This is a genomic window from Roseibium sp., from assembly GCF_965216085.1.
Taxonomy (GTDB): domain Bacteria; phylum Pseudomonadota; class Alphaproteobacteria; order Rhizobiales; family Stappiaceae; genus Roseibium.
Map to the genome: position 1 here is coordinate 535941 of NZ_OZ244138.1, position 17823 is coordinate 553763.

General features: G+C 53.3%; 6 protein-coding genes. 3 read left to right on the forward strand and 3 right to left on the reverse strand.

The window, feature by feature from the left end:
- Positions 1 to 146 precede the first annotated feature (146 nt).
- Entirely contained in the window at positions 147 to 10040 is a 9894-nt protein-coding gene (locus ACOOFE_RS02560) for a cadherin domain-containing protein (protein ID WP_420413508.1), read from the forward strand.
- A gap of 69 nt (positions 10041 to 10109) precedes the next feature.
- Here the strand turns inward: ACOOFE_RS02560 and ACOOFE_RS02565 are convergent, their stop codons facing one another.
- Both ACOOFE_RS02565 and ACOOFE_RS02570 read right to left on the reverse strand, forming a co-directional pair.
- Complete coding sequence (locus ACOOFE_RS02565; RefSeq protein ID WP_420413509.1) at positions 10110 to 11540, reverse strand: TolC family outer membrane protein; 1431 nt, start codon at positions 11538 to 11540, stop codon at positions 10110 to 10112.
- Positions 11541 to 11810: 270 nt separating this feature from the next.
- Complete coding sequence (locus tag ACOOFE_RS02570; protein WP_420413510.1) at positions 11811 to 13850, reverse strand: EAL domain-containing protein; 2040 nt, start codon at positions 13848 to 13850, stop codon at positions 11811 to 11813.
- A 625-nt stretch (positions 13851 to 14475) separates the two neighbouring features.
- Here ACOOFE_RS02570 and ACOOFE_RS02575 point away from each other — a divergent pair.
- Positions 14476 to 15144: a GntR family transcriptional regulator gene (locus tag ACOOFE_RS02575; protein ID WP_420413511.1), complete on the forward strand. Its 669-nt coding sequence runs from the start codon at positions 14476 to 14478 to the stop codon at positions 15142 to 15144.
- Positions 15145 to 15160: 16 nt separating this feature from the next.
- Here ACOOFE_RS02575 and ACOOFE_RS02580 read toward each other — a convergent pair whose 3' ends face one another.
- Complete coding sequence (locus tag ACOOFE_RS02580; protein ID WP_420413512.1) at positions 15161 to 16195, reverse strand: LacI family DNA-binding transcriptional regulator; 1035 nt, start codon at positions 16193 to 16195, stop codon at positions 15161 to 15163.
- A gap of 250 nt (positions 16196 to 16445) precedes the next feature.
- Here ACOOFE_RS02580 and ACOOFE_RS02585 point away from each other — a divergent pair, with 250 nt between their 5' ends.
- Complete coding sequence (locus tag ACOOFE_RS02585; RefSeq protein WP_420413513.1) at positions 16446 to 17816, forward strand: ABC transporter substrate-binding protein; 1371 nt, start codon at positions 16446 to 16448, stop codon at positions 17814 to 17816.
- Positions 17817 to 17823: the final 7 nt, after the last annotated feature.

Below are 17823 nucleotides of genomic sequence, written 5' to 3' on the forward strand. Positions count from 1 at the left end.
GCAAGTGTTTCAAAACCGTTTACCAAGAACTTTGGAAGTCGCTAATTTACATCAAGATGTAGCGGTTTTTCGCAGAGCTGGGTTGGTTTTTGTTAAGACAAGCCTGCGCGAATTGGTTCCATGATTTAATGGAGCACGTGCGAGCCATGGCTAATACTGACACCCCGAAAACATCTGGCAAACCGATCGACGGCTCGAGCGCAGAGTCTGCGACCCGGACATCCGCGGAAGCGACTCCGTCAAACGTGGCGCGGGTTGATGCTCAAACCGGAGATCCATATCGGCCGAAAGACAGCAATGATTACACGTTGTCGATTAATCCGGATGATACGGGTGAAGCAACGGTTGCAAACCTCTTTCAAGCGGTGCCGTTGGAATATGAGGGAACCGGTGGGGCATTGCACGATGGCGAAGGTCTTGCTGGGGACGGCGGCCTAGATGGTGATGGTAGAGGGGGCGCTCAGCGTAACGGTTTGGGCCTTGATCAAATCGACAATGTTCCACTGCCAGACGGTGAGCTTGACGTTGTAGAAACATTTGATGGTGGCATCGGTGATGCTGGCGGTATCGGTGACGGGGATGCACCGGAAGCCCGGGGCTTGGATGCGGGCCTTTCTCAATTTGACCTTGGCGGGAATGGCATCCCTTCAGGAAATCCGACAGTCGGTGACGGCATTGGCGGCGGTGGCGGCGGCGCGGGCCCGACCGATGGCCTGGAAGCACTTGGCGACGATGATGATGGCGACGATGGCGGTCCCGGCGGTGATGGTGATGACGACGGCGGTGACGATGGTGACGACGGCAGCCCAATCGGCCCGTTGAGCGACGTTAATCCCAGTGACAACATCGTTGAGGAAAACGCTGTCGAGGGCACCCCGGTTGGTGTGGTTGCTTTTGCAGACGATCCGGATTTGGGTGATGACGTTACTTATGAAATCATTGGCAATTCGCCGTTTGTGATCGACCCGGTTACCGGTGTGATATCCGTCGGTCCGGGTGCGGTTATCGACCGCGAAGAGTTTTCTTCGATCGATGTCACAGTCCGTGCAACCTCGAGCGACGGCTCTTCAGTAGAAGAAACATTCACGATCCAGATCGGCGATGACAACACTGAATTCGAAATCGGTCCCGTGACCGATGTGGATGCAGACGCAAACTTTGTGATGGAAAATGCCACCGGCGGGACCGGCATTGATGTCACAGCGTTTGCTGAAGATTTGGATGCCACCGACACTGTCACCTATGAAATTATCGGCGACTCGCCATTCGTGATCGATCCGGTAACCGGAATTCTTACGGTGGCCAACGGTGCAGAAATCGACCGGGAAGAAACACCATTCATTGATGTAACGGTCCGTGCGACATCCACCGATGGCTCGACCTCTCAAGCGACCTTCAGGGTTGAAGTCGGTGATGAAAACGAGTTCGAGATCGGTCCGGTTATCGATACCGATACGACCGACAACTTCGTTGAGGAAAACTCCGACGGCGGCACTGTCGTTGGTATCACAGCTTTTGCTGAAGATCCGGATGCGACGGATACTGTTACCTACGAAATCGTTGGGGATTCTCCATTTGTCATTGATCCGGTAACCGGCGTGATTACTGTTGCGCCGGGCGCTGATATAGACTTTGAGGCAACGCCTTTCATCGACGTAACGGTTAGGGCAACTTCCACAGACGGATCGACATCGCAAGAGACGTTCCGCGTCACTGTCGGGGATGACAACGAGTTCGAAATTGGACCGGTTATCGATACCGATGATGCCAATAATTTCGTTCAGGAAAATTCCGATGGCGGCACAGTCGTGGGGATCACGGCCTTTGCCGAGGATCCGGACTCAAGCGATACCGTTACCTATGAAATCGTTGGGGATTCTCCGTTCGTCATCGACCCGGCGACGGGGGTAATCACAGTCGCCCCGGGCGCGGATATCGACCGTGAAACAACACCGTTTATCGATGTGACGGTCCGTGCGACGTCTACAGATGGCTCGACATCGCAGGAAACATTCCGCGTTACTGTTGGCGACGAAAATGAGTTCGAAATCGGACCTGTGACTGATACCGATGCGGATCGCAATTTCGTCTTGGAAAACTCGGACGAAGGCACGGTTGTTGGCGTTACAGCCTTTGCTGAAGATCCCGATGCAACAGATACCGTCACCTATGAAATCGTCGGGGATTCTCCGTTTGTGATTGATCCTGTGACTGGTGTGATTACTGTTGGTCCTGGCGCAGATATCGACCGCGAAACAACGCCGTTTATTGATGTGACGGTCAAGGCCACTTCAACTGACGGCTCAACGTCCCAGGAAACATTCCGGGTCAACGTTGGCGATGACAATGAGTCTGATATCGGTCCGGTGATTGATATCGACAAGTCGAACAATGATCTCAATGCCGTTGCCGAAAATGGAACCGGCGGCGAAGAAGTTGGAATCACGGCTTTTGCCGAGGATCCGGACGACACCGACACCGTAACGTACTCCACCGACGATCCGCGGTTCGACATTGATCCGGACACAGGCGTTCTGACGGTTAAACCGGGTGTCAGCTTCGACTATGAGCAGACACAGACGGTCGATGTGGATATCACTGCGACGTCCTCCGATGGCTCGTCATCGACAGGCACATTCACAGTCAACATTCTGGACGTAAATGAAGCGCCGGATCTGGTGTTTGAAACCGGTGATGTCGACGGTGTAAGCGCCACCATCACCTTCACTTCAGAGGGGGCCGGGTACAGCAACACATTCGGTGTGTTTGTCATGGATGGGAGCGGCAATCCGGTTGCCGGTCAGATTATCTGGACCAACGGCAACGAACTGACCCCGGGTGAAACGGCAAATGTGGCGTTCCCGGGTGTAGATGCTGCTGATATCGGCTATTTCCTGATCCCGGATGGCGCGGATCTCAATCCGGGCATTGCTGCCGGCGACATGGTTACCTTCCAAATGGATGGCAGTGGCAATTGGCAGGCAATTGGCCAAAACGGAACGCCGCTGGTCGGCGAGGACGCTAATGTTTACTTCTCAGGCGATGGTTCCCTGAATCCAGATGGGCTGGATCATACTGTTGAAAGCGGCCTCTCAATCGCGTTTGAAGATCAGTTCAATGGCGGTGATGAAGACTTCGATGATTTCATTTTCCAGGCGCAAACGACTGATTTTGAATACCGCACCACTATCGTTGAGGAAGTTGAGGGAGCCGAAGCTGCGCCGTTAACGGTTACGGATCCTGATTTCGGCGACACGCACACCTTTACCGTTTCTGATGACCGCTTCGAAGTGGTTGTTTCTGGAAACAAATATGTTCTTAAACTGAAAGACGATCAGGCACTGGATTATGAAACCGAAACGCAGGTTTCTGTCACTGTGACCGCGACGGACAGCGGTGGATTGTCTGACACAGAAACCATCATCATCGATGTCATCGATGTTGATGAAAACACAGCGCCTATTGGGCCATTATCTGACGCGGATGCCAGCAATAATTTGGTTGCCGAGAATTCCGATAGCGGCACTGTCGTCGGTGTGACCGCTTTTGCTGAAGACCCGGATGTTATCGATACGGTCACCTATGAGATCGTCGATCAGGATAGCCCGTTTGTCATTGATCCGAACACTGGCGTTATTTCTGTTGCACCGGGTGCCGACATCGACCGGGAAGCAACACCCTCGATTGATGTCACCGTCAAGGCGACCTCGACGGACGGTTCGACAACAACCAAGACTTTCAGGGTCGAGGTTGGTGATGAGAACGAATTTGAAATCGGACCGGTGACGGACGTTGATGTCAGCGACAACACCATTTCCGAAACCGCAGATGGCGGCGAAGATACTGGCATCACGGCGTTCGCCGAGGATGAAGATGCCACAGACACGGTCACCTATGAGCTGACCGGTGGTGTTGACCGCTTCGAGATTGACGAAAATACAGGTGTTATCACGGTCAAGGACGGTGCCCAGTTTGACGCTGAAACCGAGCCGACTGTCGATGTAACGGTTACGGCAACATCGACCGATGGCTCCTCGTCCAGCAACACCTTCACCATTGATGTCACGGACGGCAACGAGCCGCCGGATCTGATTGTCCATCTTGATAACGCTGCCAATGAACTGGTTATCAACGGCGGATTTGAAAACTTCACGGGCACTTTGAAGGGGACGGACGGAACCGGATGGTACGATATTCCGGATACCCTGGAGGGGTGGAACTATGCCGATGTGGATATCCATCAATCTGCCCGCCATGGCGAAGGTACGACCGATGGCGACCACAGGCTTGATCTGACCGCCGATGACAACGGAGTTATTTCTCAGGTCATCGAAGGTCAGCTGGATGGCCAAGTTTACACGCTCTCCTTCAATATGAATTCACGCGGCAACACACCGGGTGAAGGTGTTGCGGAAGTCTATTGGAATGGCGAGCTGATCGACACGATCGATCCGACAGATGGCGGCGGCGGCTGGCAGAGCTACAGCTATGACATCGTTGGTGGATCGGGCGATGGATCCAATACACTGAGATTTGTAGAAATCGGCTCAGACAACAGTCACGGCACTTATATCGACAGCGTGTCGATCCGCTCCGATGGTCGGATCGCTGTTCTGGAAGAGTACATGGGCGCGGAAATTGCGCCGCTCTCCGTAATCGATCCGGATGTCGGCGACACACACACCTTCACAGTGTCGGATGACCGGTTTGAAGTTGTTGCATCCGATGGCAAATATCTGCTGAAGCTTAAAGACGATCAGGCGCTCGACTATGAGACCGAAACACAGGTCACTGTTCAGGTAACAGTCACCGACAGTGGCGGCTTGTCTGACACGGAAACCGTCATCGTCGATGTCATTGATATTGACGAAAACTCGGCGCCGATTGGTCCTCTGTCTGATGCGGATCCGAGCAGCAACATGGTTGCCGAAAACGCGGATGGCGGCACGTTTGTCGGTGTCATAGCCTTTGCGACCGATCCGGACACTTCCGATACGGTCACTTACGAGATCATTGATCAGAATTCTCCGTTTGTGATTGATCCGGATTCAGGGGTGATTACTGTTGCGCCGGGTGCCGATATCGACCGGGAAGCAACACCCTCGATTGATGTCACCGTCAAGGCGACCTCGACGGATGGCTCCTCGACAACCAAAACCTTCACAGTCGAGGTTGGCGATGAGAATGAGTTCGCGATCGGACCAGTGACGGACGTTGATGTCAGCGATAACATCATTTCTGAAACCGCAGATGGCGGTGAAGATACTGGCATCACGGCTTTTGCCGAGGATGAAGACGCCACCGACACGGTCACCTATGAGCTCACCAGCGGGAATGACCGGTTCGAGATTGATGAGAACAGCGGTGTCATCACGGTCAAGGACGGTGCGCAGTTCGATGCGGAAACTGAACCCACTGTTGATGTGACGGTCAAGGCGACGTCCACCGACGGGTCTTCGTCCAGCAACACTTTCACCGTTGATGTCAGCGATGGCAATGAACCGCCGGATCTGATTGTTGAGTATGGAGGTCTCGGCACCAATCTCATCATGAACGGATCGTTCGAATCCTTTGACGTTGCTAGTGGAACTTGGAAGCAGTTTTCGCAAGACAGCTCCGGTGCCTGGACGAGCAACGGCAAAATGGAAGTCTGGGATGGCTTCGGAGGTGTCTCTGCTACGGAAGGCGATCAGCATCTCGAGCTGGACTCTGAAACCAATGTCAATTCGATCTCCCAGACGGTCGAGACATCTTTGGGACAGGTCTATGATCTTTCCTTCGACATTCAGGCGCGGACCAACGACGCATCCAACACGGTAGAAATCTACTGGAATGGCGAGCTGCTCTCCAGTGTCGATCCGGATGCTGGTAGCTGGCAAACGGTTGAGATCCAGGTTGTCGGAACGGGCGGCAATGACGTCCTTGAATTCCGCGAAACCAGCGAAGACAACAACACTTACGGAGCGTTCCTCGACAACATTCAACTCACCGGAACGGACCGGATTGCAGTTCTTGAAGAGTTGGAAGGCGCCGAAGTTGTTCCACTTTCGGTGATCGACCCGGATGTTGGCGATACGCACACCTTTACTTTGTCCGATGACCGGTTTGAAGTGGTTGTGTCAAATGGCAAGTATTTGCTGAAATTGAAGGACGATCAGGCGCTCGATTACGAAACCGAGCAACAGGTGACCGTCCAGATCACTGCGACAGACAGCGGTGGCTTGTCCGATACGGAAACTGTTGTCATAGATGTCATTGATGTTGATGAGGATTCTGAGCCAATTGGTCCTCTGTCCGATGCAGATGCCAGCAGCAATCTGGTGGCAGAGAATTCCGATAGCGGCACCGTCGTAGGCGTCACAGCCTTTGCAACGGATCCGGACACTTCCGATACGGTCACTTACGAGATCATTGATCAGAATTCTCCGTTTGTGATCGATCCGACTTCCGGTGTGATTACTGTTGCGCCAGGTGCCGATATCGACCGGGAAGCAACTCCGTCCATTGATGTGACAGTCAAAGCGACTTCGACCGATGGTTCGTCAACGACCAAAACCTTCACGGTTGAGGTTGGGGACGAGAACGAATTTGCCATCGGTCCGGTGTCTGACGTTGATGCCAATGACAACACCATTTCCGAAACCGCAGATGGTGGTGAAAACACCGGCATCACGGCTTTTGCCGAAGATGAAGACGCCACCGATACTGTCACCTATGAGCTGACCAGTGGTGATGACCGGTTTGACATCGATGAAAACACCGGTGTCATTACTGTGGCGGACGGCGCGCAGTTTGACGCCAGTGGTGAGCCGACGATCGATCTGACGGTTCAGGCCACATCAACGGATGGGTCGACATCCAGCAAGACGTTTACCGTCGAAGTCACCGATGGTAACCAGGCACCAGACCTCATTGTCCATCTTGAGAATGGTTCGCAGCAGTTTGTCGTCAACGGCAGCTTCGAAGTGTTCGACGGAACATTGGGCGGGCGCGACGGCTCTGGCTGGTATCAGAACCCGGACTCCATCGAGGGTTGGACCTACAACGATGTTGATGTCCACCAGGCAGGTCACGGCAACTTCGGTGCGACCGATGGTGGCCACCATCTTGATCTTGCGGCTTTGAGCAATGGTTGGGCCTCGCAAGAGATTGAAGGCCAGCTCGAAGGTCAGGTCTACGAGCTGAGTTTTGACATGAAATCCCGTGGTGGGGTCGGTCAGAGTGTTGCCGAGGTTTACTGGAATGGTGAACTCATCGACACAATTGATCCTGCCACAACAGGCAGTGGTTGGCAGAGCTACAATTTCAACATTGTGGGCGGTTCTGGCGACGGGTCTAACACATTGACCTTTGTCGAGATTGGATCCGATAATAACGGCGGTGCGCTGATCGACAGTGTTTCCATCGTCTCTGACAACCGCACGGCTGTGGTTGAAGAGTTCGCGGGCGCCGAGATTGCACCTTTGTCAGTGATCGATCCGGATGTGGGCGATACACACACCTTCACCGTGTCCGATGACCGGTTCGAAGTGGTTGTTTCCGGCGACAAATATATGCTCAAGCTGAAGGACGACCAGGCACTCGACTATGAGACGGAAACTCAAGTAACGCTTGAGATCACCGCGACCGACCAGGGAGGCCTGTCCGACACTGAAATTGTGGTCATTGATGTGATCGACATTGATGAAGCCAATGCTCCGATTGGCGATCTCGTCGACACGGACACAGCGGACAACACCGTTGCAGTCAATACGACAGGCGGAACGGAGATCGGTCTAACGGCGTTTGCGAACGATCCGGATGCCGGGGATTCGGTCACCTATTCGATCACAGACCCAAGGTTTGAGATCGATCCGGATACCGGTGTTGTCACTGTTGCTGACAATGTTGATTTCGATCCAAATCAGACACCGTTCATTGATTTGGAGGTAACGGCGACTTCGACCGATGGATCAAGCGTTACAGAAACCTTCCGCATTGATGTTACCGAAATGAACACTGCACCGGATCTCGACTTTGATCCGGAACTTGGCGCAGGCGTCTCGGTCACCATGACATTTGTTTCTGAAGTTGCGGGCTACAGCAATGTGCTGGGTGTCTTCACTATGGACGGCAGTGGCAATCCGGTTGCCGGTGAAATCGTCTGGGTTGACCAGAATTTGCTGACACCAGGAGAAAGCGCAACTGTCTATCTTGAAGGTGTAGATGCTGGTGATGTTGGTTATTTCCTCATTCCGGACGGTGCCGACACCAATTCCGGGCTGGCGAGCGGCGATCAGGTTACCTTCGCACAAGACGGCAGCGGGAATTGGCAGGCGTTTACTGCGAACGGTGTGCCGCTCGACGGCAAAGACGCCAATGTCTACTTCTCTGGCGACGCATCCCTGAATCCGGACGGGTATGACCACACCACAGAAATGGGTGTGACCGTCAGTTTCGAGGATCAGGTCGATGGCGGTGACATGGATCATGATGATCTGGTCTTTGATCAGACCGTTTTTGAAACCGATGCGACTGCGGCCGTCTATGAAGAGCAGGCTGGCGCTGTCGTGGGCGACTTGACCGTCGTTGATCCTGATGTTGGCGACAGTCATACATTCTCCGTTTCCGATGACCGCTTTGAAGTGGTGTCCAACGGCAGTTCGTATGTGCTGAAACTTAAAGATAGCGAAGCGCTGGATTACGAAACCGAAACACAGGTGACCGTCACCGTGACAGTGACCGATAGTGGCGGCTTGTCGGATACCGAAACCATCGTGATCGACGTGATTGACGTCGAGCCGGAAGATGGCAACGTGCCTGTCGGTCCGGTGCGTGATACCAACACGGCGCAGAATCTGGTTGCTGCGACTGCCGCAGCTGGTGCAGTTGTCGGTCTGACTGCCTTCGCTCAGGATGCTGATGCGGGCGACACGGTGACTTATTCGATTGATGACGACCGTTTTGACATCGATGAGAACACCGGCGTTGTCACGGTTGCGGACGGTGTGACGCTGACCGCAGGAGAAACCATCAATGTTACCGTAACAGCGATCTCGAGCGATGGCACTCAGTCGAGTGCAGAGTTCCCGATCGAAGTGACGGAAGGTGGCGACAACACGGCTCCGGACCTGATCGAAGGTGATGCAATCTACACACCGGACAACAAAGGTGGCCATACCGATGACCATCATGATGACCATTGGGGTCACCATCACGATGGGCCGAAGGGGCAACATGATCATGATGACGATGATGATGACGATGACGACGACGATGGCGATGATGGCAGACCGCATGGGCATACCCATGATGCCGGAGTTTACGTGCTTGAAAACGAAGCAGGTGCAGGCGTTGTCGAACTCACCGTCGTAGATCCGGATGTGGGCGACACGCACACGTTTGCGGTTTCGGATGATCGCTTTGAAGTGGTGTCCGATGGGGACGCGTATCTCTTGAAACTCAAGGACGGCGTTGCGCTCGACTATGAGAACGAGCAAAGCATCACGGTGAACGTCACAGCAACGGACAGCGGTGGCCTGTCGGACACTGAAAGCATCACGCTGGATGTTGTTGATGCCGATGACGACAGTTCAGTCCGCGAGTATGGTACCAATCAGGACGATATCATGGTTGGCGGCGATGCGGATGACGCCCTCTACGCCCGCGGCGGCGATGACACTGTGATTGGCCAGGATGGCGACGACTTCCTATCCGGTGGATCGGGCGATGATGTCATTCGCGGCGGCGAAGGCGATGACACGACACTCGGCGATGACGGATCCGATGTGTTTGCCTATATGCTCGGTGATGGCAATGACACCATCTATGGCGGTGCCGGTGAAAACTGGATTGACATCGTCGACCTGGGCGATGCCGCTGACGGAACACCGCTTGGTTCCTATGGGGCGGATTGGTCCGTGACGACGACCGAAGGCTCGATTGAGAACGTTGATGCTCTCAACAATGAGATCACCCTGTCTCAGGATGCCGGAGGCCATATTGACTTGGCTGATGGCGCCCAGGTCGATTTCTCAGAGATTGAGGGCATTCAGTACTAAGCCAGCGTTCAATCTGAAGCCTGGAATAAAAAAAGCGGACCTGCAAGGGCCCGCTTTTTTGTTTGCAACCTATTGGATCGGGGCAGGAAGCTCTGTCTCTATAATCACAGGTTCTGTCGTGGCGATCTCGATAACATCAGATTGATAGATGTCGTTTTCTGTCGCGCCGAGGCGGAGATCCCAGGTGTTGAATTCCGGAACAATTCGAGCCACAGGACCCGGGCGTTCCTCGATAATGGCAAAGTGTTGTGGTGCCAGCCTGCCGATATTGGCAAGCAGGAAGAAATCCGCAATCTTCGCGTCGTATTGTGCCCGGACATAGTCGACTTGGCTGAGCAAGAGTTCCCGCTCACCATCAAGAACATTCAATAGGGTCCGCTGGCCACTTTCAAATTCGACCTGCAGTCCTTTAACAGCGCGTTTGTTGGCTTCAATCGCCCGCACGCCGGCTTTGGCCCTTAAGCGTGCTGCCGCCCTCTGCTTCACCGCCCGGGTGACATTCTCTCGGATGATTTGCTGTGTGTCGTCCAGCTCATATTCTTCTTGCGAAGCTGTGTATTTCGCCCGTTTTACCGCAGCAACGTTCCGTCCGCCGGTAAAGAATGGTGCCGTGACCCTGACACCGAGCCGGTAGTCTTCCTTGTCCGTATTGCTCAAATTGCCGCGATAGCCATTTTCCCAGGATCCCTCCAAGGTGACACGCGGCAGCATGTCGCCAATGGACGCTCGTGCCGCATAGCGGGCCGCGCGGGCATCGTTTGTGGCGGCGCGAATGGATGGGTTGTTCTGGAAAGCAATCGTGACTGCATCGTCAAGCCCGGCGGGTTCGATCGCCTTGGGAATTCCCGGCCAGCCAATTTTGCCAGGCTTTTGTCCCGTCAGCCGTTCGTAAAGGGCTTCGGACGCTTCCAGATCACCAACGGCCTGATCGCTGTTGCCCTGAGCTTCAGCATAGCGGGCCAAAGCTTGTTCGATATCGGTACGGGTGGCGTCACCGGATTTGTAGCGTGCACGTGCAGCGTTCACCTCCCGCTTCACAATCCTGGTATAGGCGCGCAGATAGGCCAAGACACCCCGGTCACGGACGACCCTGAGATAGGCATCTGCCGTGTCGAACAGCAATGTCTGTTCGGCACCAATCAACTGATTGCGGCCTGACTGGGCTTCCTCGTGCGCCTGATTGAGGCGGTTCACACCGGCAAAGCCTTGAAATAGGGTCTGAGACATAGAGATGCCGAGCTCGTGAAAAACGGACCGGTCGCTCGACAGCGTGTTTCGCTCGTTGCGGAATGAGTTGTGCTCTCCGACATAGGTTCCCGTTACCGTTGGCAGGAACTCTGAGCGGGCGGTCCAGACACCTTGATTGGTGGCTTGATATCGTGATCGCTCAGCCTTCAAACCCGGATTGACTGCATAAGCTGCGCCCATTGCTTCTTCCAGAGATTGGGCTGCGGCGGGAACTCCAGATACCAGCATGCTGACCAACGCAGCGCTGGCCATGAGTATGCCGGACAATCTCCGCAAAGATGCGGTGGGGTGTTTGTCAGGTTTCGAAGATGCATGTGGAATTGTCATAGCAGCACCAATTTCGTTATCTGCTATTAAGGTAAAGTTTTATAGTTAATCAAAAGTAATTGTAATCAAATATTTATAGTTAATTTTTGTAAACTATATTGCAAAAATGATAATGTCACAATTGACTATATAGTGAATTTTTTATTTTTGTTTATTGCTCCGTATATTTTCGTCGATTTTTTAAGTTTATCGTATTTAGCCGGCGCGCCTATGTTTGTCTTTTTCAGTAGATTTGATTTGTGAAGGCAATAGATGTTTGCCGAACAGAAATCCTTGTACTTCCTGGCAACCGACTTCTTTTAAAAATTCGAGTTGTTCCTCTGTTTCAACACCTTCAGCAATTACGGGAATGCCGAAACTGTGACCCAAAAGAACTGCGGACCGGAGGATTGCCCGGGCTTGTGAACTGGTTTCCAAAGATTGGGTGAACACTCGGTCGACCTTCAATTTGTCAAAGGGGAACGCCTGCAACGTGTTCAGAGATGAATAGCCAGTTCCAAAATCATCCATTGCCACCCGAATTCCCATTTTTTGCAAGGCTTCAATTGTTTGCGAAACCCGTTCGTGATCTTCGATCGGGGTGCTTTCTGTTAATTCAATTTCGAGTCGATGCGGGCTTAAGCCAGTTTCCATCAAAACAGTCGAAACCAGGCCGGAAAAATCGCTTCTTGAGAACTGGTACGGCGATACATTGACCGAAACGGTTACTGGATCGTCCCAACTGGCCGCTTCCCGGCATGCTTCTCGCAGAACCCAAGCGCCGATATCGAGGATGATACCCGAGCGTTCAGCGATCGGAATGAAATCTTCGGGTGGAATGTAGCCTTTTTCCGCATGACGCCACCGTACCAGCGCTTCATAGCCGATAAGGCGACCATTTTTGGTCTGGTTTTGTTTTTGGAACAGCAAACTCAGCTGATTTTCGAAGGTGGCATTGCGTAAATCGGAAGCCAGGGCGGCTTCCCAGAGATTGTTTTCTTCCATGCCGGTTACATACGGCTGGATGGCATTTCCGCCGACGGATTTGGCCTGTTTTGCAGCAAGGTTTGCACGTTGAACCAGGTGATTCAAATTCTGGCCGTCACGCGGATAGATGGCCAGGCCAATGCTGCATTGTACGGACAGGCGATAATTCTCCGTCTGGATCGGACGCCGCGCCAATTCGCGAACCTTGCGGGCGAGGGCTGTGGCATCATCCGGTGTCTCGACCGATGGGTCGATGATCAAGAACTCGTCACCATAAAATCTTGCGATCACAACAGGATCGCCGAACTGAGCTCTAAAGAGGCTGGCCATGCGCCGCAGAACGGCGTCACCCGTGGAATAGCCGTGCAGGTCATTGATTGCCTTAAATTCATCCAGGCTTACCAGAACAACCGCGCAGATCGTCTCGTTGTCTCGCGCTTCTTTAAGCAGTTGCTTGGCAACATTTTCGACATAATGGCGGTTCGGAAGGTGCGTTAGATTATCCTGTAGCGCCAGATGATGGTAAGCGCGGCGGGCAGCCTGTTTGCGGAAGTTTTCCAGAAAATCTCCAGAGCATGTGAAAGCCGCGCAAAGTACGGATACCAGAACGGCCGTTATCAATGCTTGGGACGTTGTCAGCAATTCCATGCCAGCTGGAAACCAATGCGGAACAATGGGCGGATTGGAGATCGGCGCTGCCAGGAACGCCGCAACAACCGGTGCCGCCAGCAGTGCAACGGAAAATTTGAATTGGCCTCTGGCGGTGTTGTGAAGAGCTAATCCGAACAATACTGAACCTAAACCCGCGCCTGCGACGAACGGCCAAAAATAGGATGGAAGGTCGGCAGGGGTTGCGCCGGCGACCTTAAATGACCGCTCGACCAGAATAAATGTGGCTGCAGCTGTCGATCCGAAAATTACACCGCTCAAGGTCAAAAACAGCTTGAGGTGTTTTTTCACTGACAGAGCAAAACTGGCAAATGTGCCGGCAACAGCCAGGAGAAGTATGGCGACGATGCTCGTCATCTCAAAGCCCGACTGGGCAGTTGTGATCTGTGCCGAGACGGCAAACACCGCAGCAGCCCAAAGCGATGTCCCCATCACAAGGGCCGTCCAGAGCAGCCAAATAGTCCGCGCTCCGCTACTATCCTTGCGGAATTTTCCGGAGGTCTGCAGTGCAAGAACGATACCCGCCAAGCAAATTGCAAGCGAAAGTAGCAGAAGTATAAAGTCGTATTTTGACGAGAATATCGCTATCGCCAAATTCATAAACGCCCCCAGGTATTTGTCTTTGTTTTAGATGAAAAGTAATAACAAACAGTGTTGATCTATTCTTTCTAAGAAGGTTTAGCATTTATACTTATTGTTATTTTTTCGAATATTTGCTGCCTGGGAAGGTCGTTAGCATTGTTGAAAGTTCTAATGTCGTTACGGGAGCCGGATTTAGGTTTGAAATGTTTGATATCGCTGGGCGCATTTCGGCCAGACTACAAGTGGTCAACCACAGCGCTAACCGGGTGCCACGCCAAAAGCTTACGCTGTGCTGCTGACGTTTCTTGGTAATTACTGAGAAAATATGGCTTTTCCGGATCGGATCTCTAGGGAAAAAGCACGATTTGTTGGTTTATTTTTTGGCCTGAGAATACTTGGTAAATATGATATATATCAATAGTTTATGATGTTTCTTACAAGGCGCATTCCCTCAGGGAATGCTGATCAATAAAATCTTAATAGTATAATTTGCGATACGGAATGAATTTGGCGCCAGAAACGTGTCTCAGCAAACTAACTGCCACTGGCTCTCGCACTTGCCGCAACGTGTGTGGGCCGGTTTCGCTTGTGTCTGTTTCAAACGGTTGTTTGTGCCGTTTCCATTTGTTTAGGTACGCCCCAAATGCTTGCCCGAGTCAAAGAGACCCGCGTCGACAACGCTTACGAAAAACTCAAAGCTGATATTTTGCTCGGAGAGTTACCTCCTGGCTTTCAGGCGCCTGAGCCTGAAATTGCTGCGCGTTTGCAAATGAGCAGGACACCGGTTCGTGAAGCGCTGATCCGCCTGGAAACCGAAGGTCTGGTCGTGTTGATACCAAGGCGCGGTGCTCGGGTGCTTTCCATGAATGTTCAGGATCTCGTTGAGGTCATGGAAATTCTGGGAGCTTTGGAAGGGCTCGCTGCCGCGACGATTGCCCGTCAGGGACTATCAGCGGATGCCTATGCAGAGATGGAGAGCGTGCTTGACGCGGGGTCTGCGGCTTTGGCTGATGGCGACCTTCTGGCGTGGGCCGAATACGATGCCCGGTTTCATCGGCTCCTGGGGAAGTGGAGCAATTGGCGTCTGGAGCGGGAAATCGGATTGCACCTGGATCAGCTTCACCGGGTCGCCCGTGTGCTTGTCCGTATGAACGGGGCGCCGGTTGAGCAGCCAGAGGATCATGTTTCTCTAATCCGCGCCATGAAGTCCGGAAATGCAGCTGAGGCCGCGACTGTTGCCCAGAGTCACCGGGAAACAGCTCTTTCTAACATGAAGACGCTGTTTGAAAGCAGCGGTGTCACCCATCTGTGACCTCTTGGGTGTTGGGTTAGCGTTGAAGTGAGCCGGTTGATTGCCCGGTGATCAGCTCAGCTTCCAAATGCAGTGACGTTGGGCCGCTGGCGGGATTGGAAATCAGGTCCAAGAGCATTTCAGCAGCCTTTTGACCTGCATACCGGACAGAGGATCTGGTGCAGGTGAAAATGGGCACCTCTCCGCTGTTTGGCAGAAATGACAGCGCGTCATCATGTGTGACGATGGAGACATCGGTGCCCACCTTCAAGCCGCATTGACTGACCGCCCTTGCGACGCCGATTGCCGAGATCATTGAGGACACCAAAAAAGCTGTCGGCGGATTGTTTGAATTCAGCATTTCCATCGCGCTGTTACAGCCATAGGGCTCGGTCATGTCAGCGCTGCGCATTAGGTCCGGATCCGGCGAAACGCCGCGGACTTCCAACGCATCTTGAAAGCCTTGGCGCCGGCGGTGGGCAAAGTCCATATGTTCTAGCCCGTTTAGCAGCGCTATTCGGGTGTGCCCAAGATCCAGAAGGAGCGATGTGGCGCGTTCAAAGGCTTGTTTGTTGTTCATGTCGATCCAAGACGTCTCGCTCTCGGCGCCGGGAACACGGCCATGGATGACAAATGGCAAACCCAATTCCTGAAGTAATTTGTGCCGGTATTCGTTCGTAGACGGACCGTGCACGATGACGCCGTCCGCTTTCTTACGCGAGGCAATATGCCGGTAGGCGTCGTCCTCCCGGTGATCGTCCACGACGGACAAGATCATGTCATAACCATGTTCGGAATAGGTTTCGCCAGCCCCGGCAATGAATTCCAGGAAGATGGGGTTCATCATTTCATGAACCGATTTGGGGATGACATGGCTAATTGCCATGGCTTGGCCGGTCGCTAGGCGTCTTGCTTGGCTGTTGGGCGCATAACCAAGTTTTGCCGCCATTTCCGACACACGTTTGCGGGTGTCCGCATTGACTTCCGGATATCCGTTCAGTGCTCTACTGACCGTGGTCTGGGACAGATTTAATTTCTCGGACAGTTCCTTGAGATTGATACCTTTGCTCATTCCTATCCCAAACACTTGTCTAGCAATACATTCAACCGGTGAAACCTGATCCGTCACAATAATTCGTCAGCTGTTTTCTTGACAAGGCTTGTTGAGAAAGTCATGGTTGTCAAAAATTCAAAGCGCTTTGAGTGGCCAGATTTGGGGATCCATTGGATGGCGTTCAAGGTAAGGGCTGTGCTGTTGATTGATCAGCTTTGCGACTTCAGGTTGAATGGCTTGAAGTGGTGAGTCGTCTGGGAGGAAAGACATGATTTCACGGTTGTTGATCCGTTCGTCCGGGTCGGTCCTTGCGTTGTCTCTATGTGCAGGTGTTGCGCTTGCAAGCGATGATCTGACGTTCCCTCCGGGCGAAGGTCCGTTTAATTGGGACAGTTACTCAAACTGGGCTGAAAACGCACCGGACTTAAGCGGGCAAACCGTGACCGTCGCTGGTCCCTGGTTGCAGCCGGAGGATGGCTTCTTCCGTAACGTATTGGCCTACTTCTCAAAAGCGACCGGCGCCGAGGCGATTTACACCGGTTCGGATTCCTTTGAACAGCAGATCGTGATTGATGCCGAAGCTGGAGCGGCGCCGAATGTCGCGGTGTTTCCGCAACCGGGATTGGCCGCCGAAATGGCTGCGCGCGGCCTTCTGACGCCTTTGCCAGCGTCTATGAAGTCGTGGGTTGCGGAGAATTATGGCGCAGGCGACAGCTGGGTTGATTTGGGCACCTATGCTGATCCGGACGGCAAGGATCAGCTTTACGGCTATTTCTACAATGTAAATCTGAAAAGCCTCGTCTGGTATGTCCCAGAGAACTTCGAAGATGCTGAATACGAAGTTCCAACGACGATGGAAGAGCTGAAAGAGCTCACTGAGCAAATTGTAGCCGATGGCGAAACACCCTGGTGCATCGGACTTGGATCGGGGGCGGCCACTGGCTGGCCGGCGACTGACTGGGTTGAAGATATGTTGCTGCGGACACAGCCGCCGGAAGTCTACGATCAATGGGTTGCCAACGAAATCGCTTTTGATGATCCGCGGGTTGTGGCCGCGATTGAGGAATTCGGCTGGTTTGCGCGTGACGATGCAAAAGTGGCAGGTGGGGCCGGCACCGTCGCGTCGACCGACTTCCGCGACAGCCCGAAGGGCCTGTTTTCATCACCGCCGCAATGTTATCTGCACCGCCAAGCCTCCTTTGTACCGGCCTTCTTTCCCGAAGGTGTCGAATTTGGCGCCGATGTCGACTTCTTCTATCTGCCTGCCTATGCGGCGAAGGATCTCGGCAATCCTGTTCTGGGTGGTGGTACCTTGATGGCGATTACCAATCCGTCAGAAGCGACGGCTGCTTTGATGGAATTTTTCCAACTTCCAATCGCCCATGAAGTGATGATGGCGCAGTCCGGCTTTTTGACCCCGCACAAGGGTGTCAATCCGCAGGCCTACATGAACGACACGCTGCGCGGTCAGGGCGAGATTCTGGTCAACGCCACGACCTTCCGCTTTGATGGGTCAGACCTGATGCCGGGCGGCGTTGGCGCCGGGACTTTCTGGACGGGCATGGTCGATTACACTGGCGGCAAGGATGCTGCAGCTGTGGCAGGTGAAATCCAAAAGAGCTGGGATACCCTCAAATAATCAATAA

Coding starts and splice junctions, on each gene's coding strand:
- ACOOFE_RS02560 (WP_420413508.1), top strand. CDS start 147: ATGGCTAATACTGACACCCCGAAAACATCTGGCAAACCGATCGACGGC.
- ACOOFE_RS02565 (WP_420413509.1), bottom strand. CDS start 11,540: ATGGCCAGCGCTGCGTTGGTCAGCATGCTGGTATCTGGAGTTCCCGCC.
- ACOOFE_RS02570 (WP_420413510.1), bottom strand. CDS start 13,850: ATGAATTTGGCGATAGCGATATTCTCGTCAAAATACGACTTTATACTT.
- ACOOFE_RS02575 (WP_420413511.1), top strand. CDS start 14,476: ATGCTTGCCCGAGTCAAAGAGACCCGCGTCGACAACGCTTACGAAAAA.
- ACOOFE_RS02580 (WP_420413512.1), bottom strand. CDS start 16,195: ATGAGCAAAGGTATCAATCTCAAGGAACTGTCCGAGAAATTAAATCTG.
- ACOOFE_RS02585 (WP_420413513.1), top strand. CDS start 16,446: ATGATTTCACGGTTGTTGATCCGTTCGTCCGGGTCGGTCCTTGCGTTG.